The sequence below is a fragment of the Nocardia sp. JMUB6875 genome (assembly GCF_041154655.1).
Classification (GTDB): Bacteria; Actinomycetota; Actinomycetes; order Mycobacteriales; family Mycobacteriaceae; genus Nocardia.
The window spans coordinates 32,162-40,180 of sequence record NZ_BAAFGR010000064.1 but is presented as its reverse complement, the minus strand read 5'-3'; the positions used below and the strand labels follow the sequence as shown (position 1 = coordinate 40,180).

The 8,019-nt window shown below is 67.6% G+C and carries 6 protein-coding genes; 3 read left to right on the top strand and 3 right to left on the bottom strand.

The window, feature by feature from the left end; translation table 11 throughout:
- Positions 1 to 404 (bottom strand): anaerobic ribonucleoside-triphosphate reductase activating protein (locus ACAM49_RS18385; RefSeq protein ID WP_369636749.1); only part of this gene is annotated, 404 nt, incomplete at its 3' end.
- The gene (locus ACAM49_RS18380; protein ID WP_369636748.1) at positions 401 to 2,260 is read right to left on the bottom strand and encodes a ribonucleoside triphosphate reductase; all 1,860 of its coding nucleotides are present in this window, start codon (positions 2,258 to 2,260) and stop codon (positions 401 to 403) included. The genes ACAM49_RS18380 and ACAM49_RS18385, both read right to left, overlap by 4 nt.
- A 262-nt stretch (positions 2,261 to 2,522) precedes the next feature.
- Here ACAM49_RS18380 and ACAM49_RS18375 point away from each other — a divergent pair, with 262 nt between their 5' ends.
- From ACAM49_RS18375 to ACAM49_RS18365, 3 genes are all read left to right on the top strand, one after another.
- On the top strand, positions 2,523 to 3,914 hold the full coding sequence (locus ACAM49_RS18375) for a phosphatase PAP2 family protein (protein ID WP_369636747.1): 1,392 nt from the start codon (positions 2,523 to 2,525) through the stop codon (positions 3,912 to 3,914).
- 10 nt (positions 3,915 to 3,924) lie between these two features.
- Entirely contained in the window at positions 3,925 to 5,208 is a 1,284-nt protein-coding gene (locus ACAM49_RS18370; protein WP_369636746.1) for a glycosyltransferase 87 family protein, read from the top strand.
- Between the two features lie 151 nt (positions 5,209 to 5,359).
- A complete protein-coding gene (locus ACAM49_RS18365; RefSeq protein WP_369636745.1) occupies positions 5,360 to 7,240 on the top strand; it encodes a YhgE/Pip family protein in 1,881 nt (626 codons plus the stop codon).
- On the opposite strand, the gene arsM is transcribed toward ACAM49_RS18365, so the two are convergent.
- Positions 7,194 to 8,000: an arsenite methyltransferase gene (gene arsM / locus ACAM49_RS18360; RefSeq protein ID WP_369636744.1), complete on the bottom strand. Its 807-nt coding sequence runs from the start codon at positions 7,998 to 8,000 to the stop codon at positions 7,194 to 7,196. The two genes, ACAM49_RS18365 and arsM, sit on opposite strands and share 47 nt — an antisense overlap.
- Positions 8,001 to 8,019 lie beyond the last annotated feature (19 nt).

Genomic DNA, 8,019 nt, shown 5'->3' with positions numbered 1-8,019 from the left:
GCGGTGATGTCGTCGTAGCGGGCGGGTGGGGCCTTCACGTCGAAGCCGACCCAGTCGAGCAGGTCCGCCGACAGCAGCTGCTCCAATCGGCGCGGATAGGACCCGCCGGTGTGCAGGCCGGTCGCGTATCCCATCGATCGCACCTCGCGCAAGGCCTCGACCAGCCCGGATTGCAGCAGCGGCTCGCCGCCGGAGAACACCACGCCGTCGATCAGACCGCGGCGGCGGAACAGGTGCAGCCGCACCACGTTCCACTGCAGGTCCGCCGGTTTGCGCGGCGAGAGCAGTTCCGGATTGTGGCAGTAGCCGCAGCGCCACGGGCAGCCCTGGGTGAACAGCGTGGTGACCAGCTTGCCGGGCCAGTCGCAGGTGGACAGGCGCGACCAGCCGCCCAGCCGGATCATGCGAGCACCCCGGTCGGTTCGAGGAATGGAACGCGTTCGGCGTGCTCGCCGCGCTTGCCGATATTGAACGAGGACACCGGCCGGTGGTAACCCATCACCCGGGTCCACACCTCGCACTCCGAACCGCAGGTGGGGCACGTCGGCTGGGCGCCGGCGAGATACCCGTGCCCGGGGCAGATCGAGAAGGTCGGCGTCACCGTCAGATACGGCAGCGAGAAGCGTTCCAGCGCCCGGCGCACCAGGGTGCGGCAGGCTTGGGCGGTGGTGATGCGTTCGGACATGTACAGGTGCAGCACCGTGCCGCCGGTGTATTTGACCTGCAGTTCGTCCTGGCGTTCCAGGGCCTCGAAGGGATCGTCGGTCCAGCCGACGGGCAGCTGCGACGAATTCGTGTAGTACGGATTGGATTCCGTGCCCGCCTGCAGGATGCCGGGGAATCGGGCGCGGTCCAGCTTGGCGAACCGGTAGGTCGCGCCCTCGGCGGGGGTGGCCTCCAGATTGAACAGATGCCCGGTGCGCTGCTGGAATTCGACCATGCGGGCCCGCACGTGATCGAGCAGCCGCACCGCCATGGCGTGCCCGCCGAAGCTGGTGATGTCGGAATCCCCGCCGGAGAAATTGCGGATCATCTCGTTGACGCCGTTCACCCCGATGGTCGAGAAGTGATTGTCCAGCGAGCCCAGATACCGCTTGGTGTAAGGGAAAAGCCCCTGATCCATGAGCCGCTGCACGGTCTCGCGCTTGATCTCCAGGCTCTCGCAAGCCAGCTCCAGCAGCGCGTCCAACTGCGCGAACAGCGCGTTCTCGTCTCCGGCGCAAAGGAATCCGAGGCGGGCGCAGTTCACCGTGACCACGCCGACCGATCCGGTCTGCTCCGCGCTGCCGAACAGGCCGTTGCCGCGCGCGAGCAGTTCGGTCAGATCCAGTTGCAGGCGGCAGCACATGGAGCGGATGTGGTGCGGTTCGCGATCGGAGTTGAGGAAGTTCTGGAAGTAGGGCAGCCCGTACTTGGCGGTCATGGCGAACAGGCGCAGCGCGTTGTCGCTGTCCCAGTCGAAGTCGCGGGTGATGTTGTAGGTCGGGATGGGGAAGGTGAAGACGCGGCCGTCGGCGTCGCCCTCGGTCATCACCTCGATGTAGGCGCGATTGATCAGATCCATCTCGGCCTGCAGGTCGCCGTAGCGGAAGTCCATGGCGACGCAGCCGATCACCGGCGTCTCGTCGCGCAGATCCGCCGGGCAGGTCCAGTCGAAGGTGAGGTTGGTGAACGGCGTCTGAGTGCCCCAGCGCGAGGGCACGTTCAGGTTGTGGATCAGCTCCTGCATGCCCTGGCGCACTTCGCGATAGGTCAGGCAGTCCTTGCGGACGAACGGGGCCAGGTAGGTGTCGAAGGAGCTGAACGCCTGCGCCCCGGCCCACTCGTTCTGCAGGGTGCCCAGGAAGTTGACGACCTGCCCGCACGCGGCCGAGAAGTGCTGCGGCGGCGCGGAGGCGATCTGGCCGGGCACCCCGTTGAAGCCCTCGGCGAGCAGGCTGCGCAGCGACCAGCCCGCGCAGTAGCCCGACAGCATGTCCAGGTCGTGGATGTGGATGTCGCCTTCGCGGTGCGCGCGGCCGATCGCTTCGGGGTACACGCGGTCCAGCCAGTAGTTGGCGGTGATCTTGCCCGCCGCGTTGAGGATCAGCCCGCCCAGCGAATAGCCCTGATTCGCATTGGCATTGACCCGCCAGTCGCGGCGTTCGAGGTACTCGGTCACGGAATCGACAGCATCAATAGCGCTCACAGCAACACCATATTGTGGTGAAAACCGTTCTGGCACACCATATTTTGTGGGACATATGTCCCTGGACAGCATTCGGCAACCATGGCCCGGCACACGAGACCAGCGCCTATGGGAAGCGGCCGGGAGGACGCGACGGCATCCGGTGGGCGCCCGGTGTGATTCAGCGCTCGGAATTCACCCGAGCCACCGGGCCTCGCTCGCCGGAACCACGGCGTCTCGCGAACGCTTCGCTATCGATAGCGATCCGCTCTGAAGTTCACCCGCCGTGCAGATGATCACACCGCGCCGGTAACCGGATGTTGTGCCTCCGTTTGCACTGTGTTATCGATTTACAGTGCTGGTCGACCCCAAGGTGAACATGTCCAGCTCGTCGTTGTCCGGCGAGCGGGTCCGTTCGCGCCTGCTGCCCATCGCCGCGCTGGTCGTGGCGGTGCTGTTGCTGACCGCCGCGCAGGTCTGGGCTTCCATGCACGGCACGCTCGGCCCGCTCCGCAGTCTGGTCGACGACTACTTCGCCAATCCGCAGTCCGCGGCGGTGTCGTGGGCCGGATTGGGGCTCGCGTGCATCGGCGTGCCCGCCCGAGCCAGGGTGGTCAGCCTGGTTGCCGCAGGGGTGCTGGATCTGGCGACGCTGGCCCTGCAGGCGGCATGCGGATGGCACGTGTCGATCGGGACGGGCCCGACGCTCGCGCTGACCGGACTGACCATCGCGGCCTTCCGCTGGGACGGCGAGCGGCGGCGGACGGCCCTGCAGGCGATCGCCTTCGGCGTGTTGTTGATCATGGCCTCGAAGCTGGCCGACACCTGGCTTCTGGTCAGCATCATCGCGGGGCCGCGCGTCCTCGATCAGTACGTGCTGCTGGCCGACCGGGCGCTGGGCGAACCGTCGTGGCTGGTGGGTCGGCTGCTCGACGCGCTGGGACCGGTGCCGTCGCATGTGCTGCACGTCGTCTATATCCAGTTGCCGGTGGCGGCGGTCGTCGTCGCGGCGTGGCAGCTGCGGAAGGTGACGACCAGCGGGTGGCCGCGTCACCACCTGGTGCGCACCTTCCTGGTGCTCGGTGTGATCGGCCCGATCGGATACGTGCTGTTCCCCGTGGTCGGCCCGGTCTTCGCCTACGGCCCGCTGGGGCACGGGCTGGAAATCGGTTCCTGGCCGCAGGTCTGGCCCACGTTCACCGCCGACCCGCAGCCGATGCTGTTCGACTCCGCGACCGCCCGCAACTGCATGCCGTCCATGCACACCGCCTGGGCGACCGCGCTGTTCATCCACTCCCGCACCGCGCCGCGCTGGCTGCGCTGGGCCGGGACCTTCTGGCTGGTGTGCACGCTGCTCGCCACGCTCGGCTTCGGCTATCACTACGGCAGTGATCTGGTGGCGGGCGCGGTGCTGTGCCTGACGGTGGAGTCGGCGCTGCGCGATCCCGAGCGCGGCTGGGATCTGTACCGGGCGCGGATCGTGTCGTTGGGCGCGGCGGTGCTCGCGGGGTTGTTGCTGTCCTTCCGTTTCCTGCCGGTCACCATGTCCGAGCACCCGATTCCCGCCGGGATCGTGGTGCTCGGCGCACTGGGTGCCGTGATCCTCACCTTCTACGCGACCTGGTTCGCCGCGCCGGGCGGGCGGGTGGCGCAGTGGGGTGGTCGGATGGCGCCCGATGGGTTCGCCACAGATTTGCCCCTCCCCCAAGGCAATCCGGACAAGTTGCGCGAAAGCCGGAAGGGTTAGTGTTTCCCCGATGATCACGACGCGGGCGGGGCAACGGAGCTTGCTGCGCAATCTGAAGACGGAGGGCCGCGGCGGCGTACCCCGCGTTCCGATCTTGATCGGCCTGTTGCTGGCGGTGGCCATCACGGCGCTGTTCTCGGCCATGCACGGCTTTCTCGATCTGCAGGTCTACCGCGTCGACACCAAGGGGTGGCTGGAAGACGGCACGCTCTACGGCCCGACGCTGCCGGTGGCCGGGCACACCGATCTGCCGTTCACCTATCCCCCGTCCGCCGCGGTGCTGATGATCCCGCTGGCGGTGGTGCCGCTGTGGCTGGCCGAATTCCTGGTCACCGCAAGCTCGCTCGCCTGCCTCGGGGTGACGATCTGGCTGGTGCTGTCGCGGGTGCGGCCGGACCTGGACCCGCGCACCAAGATCACGCTGAGTGTGGGCGCGGTTGTCGTGGCGCTGGCCATCGAACCCGTGCGAACGACGCTGTGGTTCGGGCAGATCAACCTGGTGCTCATGGCCGCGGTCGCGCTCGACTGCCTGACCGTGAAGCCGAAATGGCCCCGCGGCTTCCTGATCGGCGTCGCCGCGGTGACCAAGCTGACCCCCGCGGCGTTCGTGCTGTACTTCCTGATCCGCCGCGACTGGAAGGCCGCGGGCACGGCGGCCGCGACCTCCGCGGCGGTGATCGGCGGCGGATTCCTGGTGTTCCCCAAGGAGTCCCGCGACTACTGGCTGCACGCCATCACCGACACCAACCGCATCGGGTCGCCCGATTACGTGGGCAATCAATCGCTCAAGGGGATGGTCTTCCGGCTGGGCGTCCCGCATTCGGCAACCACCGTCGTGTGGCTCGGCCTGGCCCTCGCGGTGGTGTGCGCGGGCGCGGCGCTGATGCATCACCTGGTCGGGGTCGAGCAGTCGAACGCGCGGCGCGAGAACATCGCCGGGCCCGCGCCGGTGACGATTCTTTCCGTCATCGCACTGCTCGTGAATGCCGCGGTGTTGCTGCTGATCTCGCCGGTGTCGTGGACACACCATTGGGTCTGGGTCGCACCGGCGCTGGTCACCGCGGCCGCGTGGACCACCTCGAATCCGCGCTTCGCGCCGTACACCACGATCGCCGCGTTCGCCCTGTTCTTCCTGATCGGGCCCGGCCTGGTCCCCAACGGTAAACATCGCGAACTCAATTGGTCCTGGTGGCAGCACATCCCGGGTGACATCTACATCATCGCCACCATTGCCTTGCTGGTCGTCGGCCTGGCTCGGTTGATCCGGCTGCGCACCCGCCAGACCGTCAGCTGACGCGAGCGGTCGCGCCGCGGGCCGACGCCCGAGTTGCCATTCGATTGCCAAACACTGATTTCGCGCAGGTTTTCGCGATGCACTGCAGTTGGACGCATGACCAGGTACCTTGTTGCGAAACATCAGCGGCTCAGAGTTACGAGGACCCGTCATGGCAGCCACTTCGAGTTCCCTTCGAGACCATGTCGGCAGCGTGCTGCGGGCGGCGCCCGCCTCGAAATGGGCTCGCGCCCTGCTCGTTCTGGTGCTGGTGGTGCCCACGCTCGCGTCCGCGGTCTACATGTGGATCATGTGGGACCCGGAGGTGTATCTGAAGCACATACCCGTCGCGGTGGCCACCGAGGATGTCGGCGCGGTCAGCGACGGGAAGGCCCAGAACATGGGTGCGGAGATCCTCGACAATCTGGTGTCCAGCGGTGATCTGCAGTTCCATCGGGTGGACAGCGCCGAGGCGGTGCGGGGGCTGCGGGAGAGCCGGTACGCCTTCTCGGTCGTCATCCCCGCGGATTTCACCCGCAATGTGCTGAGCGTGACCGACCCGACGCCGCATCCGGCCCGAATCACGGTCTGGTACAACGACTTCAACGGCACGCTGGGACCCGCCGTCGCCAACAGCGTGGTGGCCGAGGCGCAGAGCAAGATCGCGGCCACCATCGGGAAGCAGTACGCCGCACAGATTCTCGTGGGCGTGAACAGCCTCGGCTCCGGGCTCGGGGATGCGTCCCAGGGTGCGACGCAGCTCGCGCAGGGCACCACCCAGCTCTCCGACGGGTTCGGGCAGTTCTCGACCGGGCTGGGGCAGGCGGCTACCGGCGCGGCGCAGCTCAGCGCGGGTGCGGGCCAACTCCACACCGGGACGGCGCAACTCGCCGACGGTGCGAACCAGCTGGTCGCCGGTACCGATCAGCTGGGCACCGGGGCGGCACAGATCCGCGACGGCCTCGACCAGGTGCTGACTCCGCTGCTGGCCACACTGGACCCCACGGGCCAGTCCGCCTCCGATCCCGACTCCATCATCGGCCAGCTGACCCAATTGCGTGACGGAACTCGCGAATTGGCGCGCCAGCTCACCGACCCCAAGGCCGACTACCGGGCAGGCGTACTCGCCCTCGCCGACGGCGGCAATCAATTGCGCGACGGCGCGGCACAACTCGACACCGGCGCTGGTGAACTCTCAACGGGCCTGCAACAGCTCGTCGACGGCAGCCGCGAAATCGGCACGGGTGTCAGCCAACTCGGCGACGGCGCGGGACAGCTCGACACCGGTCTGCGCGACGGCGCCGCCGCCGCACCGCACATCGCCGACACCAATGCCTCGGCGGACATGTTCGCCCAGCCCGTCACCATGGACATCCGCAACCAGGAACCCAGCCAGCTGGTCCACGACGGCGACCGCGCCCACAAGGTGCTCGCGGGCGGCGCGGGCCCGATCATCGTGGTCATGGGCTCGTTCCTGGCCGCCATCGTGCTGTGGATGCTGTTGAGCCCCTTGCGCGGCCAGTCGGCCGGCAGCCCTTGGCGGCGCGCCGCCCGCCCCGTCCTGTGCGGCGCGATCGTCGGCGGCCTGTGCGGCATCGCGCTGGCCGCGGCCGCCGCCGCCTACGCCTGGTCGATCGGCTGGTCGCCCCAGAACTGGCCGGCCATGGCCGCTGTCATTGTGCTGGTGGGCATCTCAGCGGTGGTCACCGCCCAACTCTTCGTAGTCCTCTTCGGCCGCGTAGCGGGCTCGATAGCCGCCTTCGCCTTCTTCATGTTCCAAACCTTCGCCTTCGGCGGCGTCTTCCCGGCGGGCACGACTCCCTTGCCGTTCCAGCCCTTCAAGGACATCGCCCCGATGACCTTCGCCCGCCGAGCGATCATCCGAGCCGACATCTCCCTCTACGACACCATGTTCTGGGTCTCGATCGTCGTCCTGGCTCTGATGACCGCCCTCGCGCTGGCCGCCATGATCGGAGTCCGCTACCTGCGAACCACCGACCTCCGGGTCAGGAACAGCAGTCCGATCCACAGCAGGAGCGTTCAGCGGGTTTGACCGCCTTGATGATTGCGGAGTGCATGCCGTCGGCGACGGCATGGGTTGGCTCGATCTCGATCTCGCCGAATCCGGCCGCTTCCAAGTGGTTTCGGTACTCGGCGAACGACAGCGCACCCGCGATGCAGCCGACGTAGTCGCCGCGCTCGGCACGTTCGGCAGGGCTGAGGGCGTCGTCGGCGACCACGTCGGTGATTCCGATGCGGCCGCCCGGCGTCAGGACGCGGGCCATTTCGGCGAACACCCTGGGCTTGTCGGTCGACAGGTTGATCACGCAGTTGGAGATAACAACGTCGATTGTGTTGTCGGGCAGCGGAATCGCTTCGATCTCGCCCTTCAGGAACTCGACGTTGCCGACCCCGGCCTTGGCCGCGTTCTCGCGGGCGAGCGCGAGCATCTCGTCGGTCATGTCGACGCCGTACGCCTTGCCGGTCGCTCCGACGCGGCGCGCGGACAACAGCACATCGATGCCGCCGCCCGAACCGAGGTCGAGAACGGTGTCACCTTCACGCAGATCCGCGACCGCAGTCGGGTTCCCGCAACCCAGCGATGCCGCCACGGCCTGGATCGGCAACTGATCGCGGTCGGCGGCCCCGTACAGACTCGCACCGAAGTTCTCATCGATATCGATCGCGCCGGTCGCGCAACAATCGCTACCACCGCAACAGTCCTCAGCGGTGCCCCCACCCGCCACCGCCACCGCAGCCGCGGCATACCGCTCACGCACCGTCTCACGCAGCTCGTTGCCCTGTTCCGACATGGAAACACCCACCTAACTG

What these genes read in the sequence shown, in the direction of transcription:
- ACAM49_RS18380 (WP_369636748.1), bottom strand. Translation starts at nt 2,260, where the DNA reads ATGCTGTCCAGGGACATATGTCCCACAAAATATGGTGTGCCAGAACGG.
- ACAM49_RS18365 (WP_369636745.1), top strand. Translation starts at nt 5,360, where the DNA reads ATGGCAGCCACTTCGAGTTCCCTTCGAGACCATGTCGGCAGCGTGCTG.
- ACAM49_RS18370 (WP_369636746.1), top strand. Translation starts at nt 3,925, where the DNA reads ATGATCACGACGCGGGCGGGGCAACGGAGCTTGCTGCGCAATCTGAAG.
- arsM (WP_369636744.1), bottom strand. Translation starts at nt 8,000, where the DNA reads ATGTCGGAACAGGGCAACGAGCTGCGTGAGACGGTGCGTGAGCGGTAT.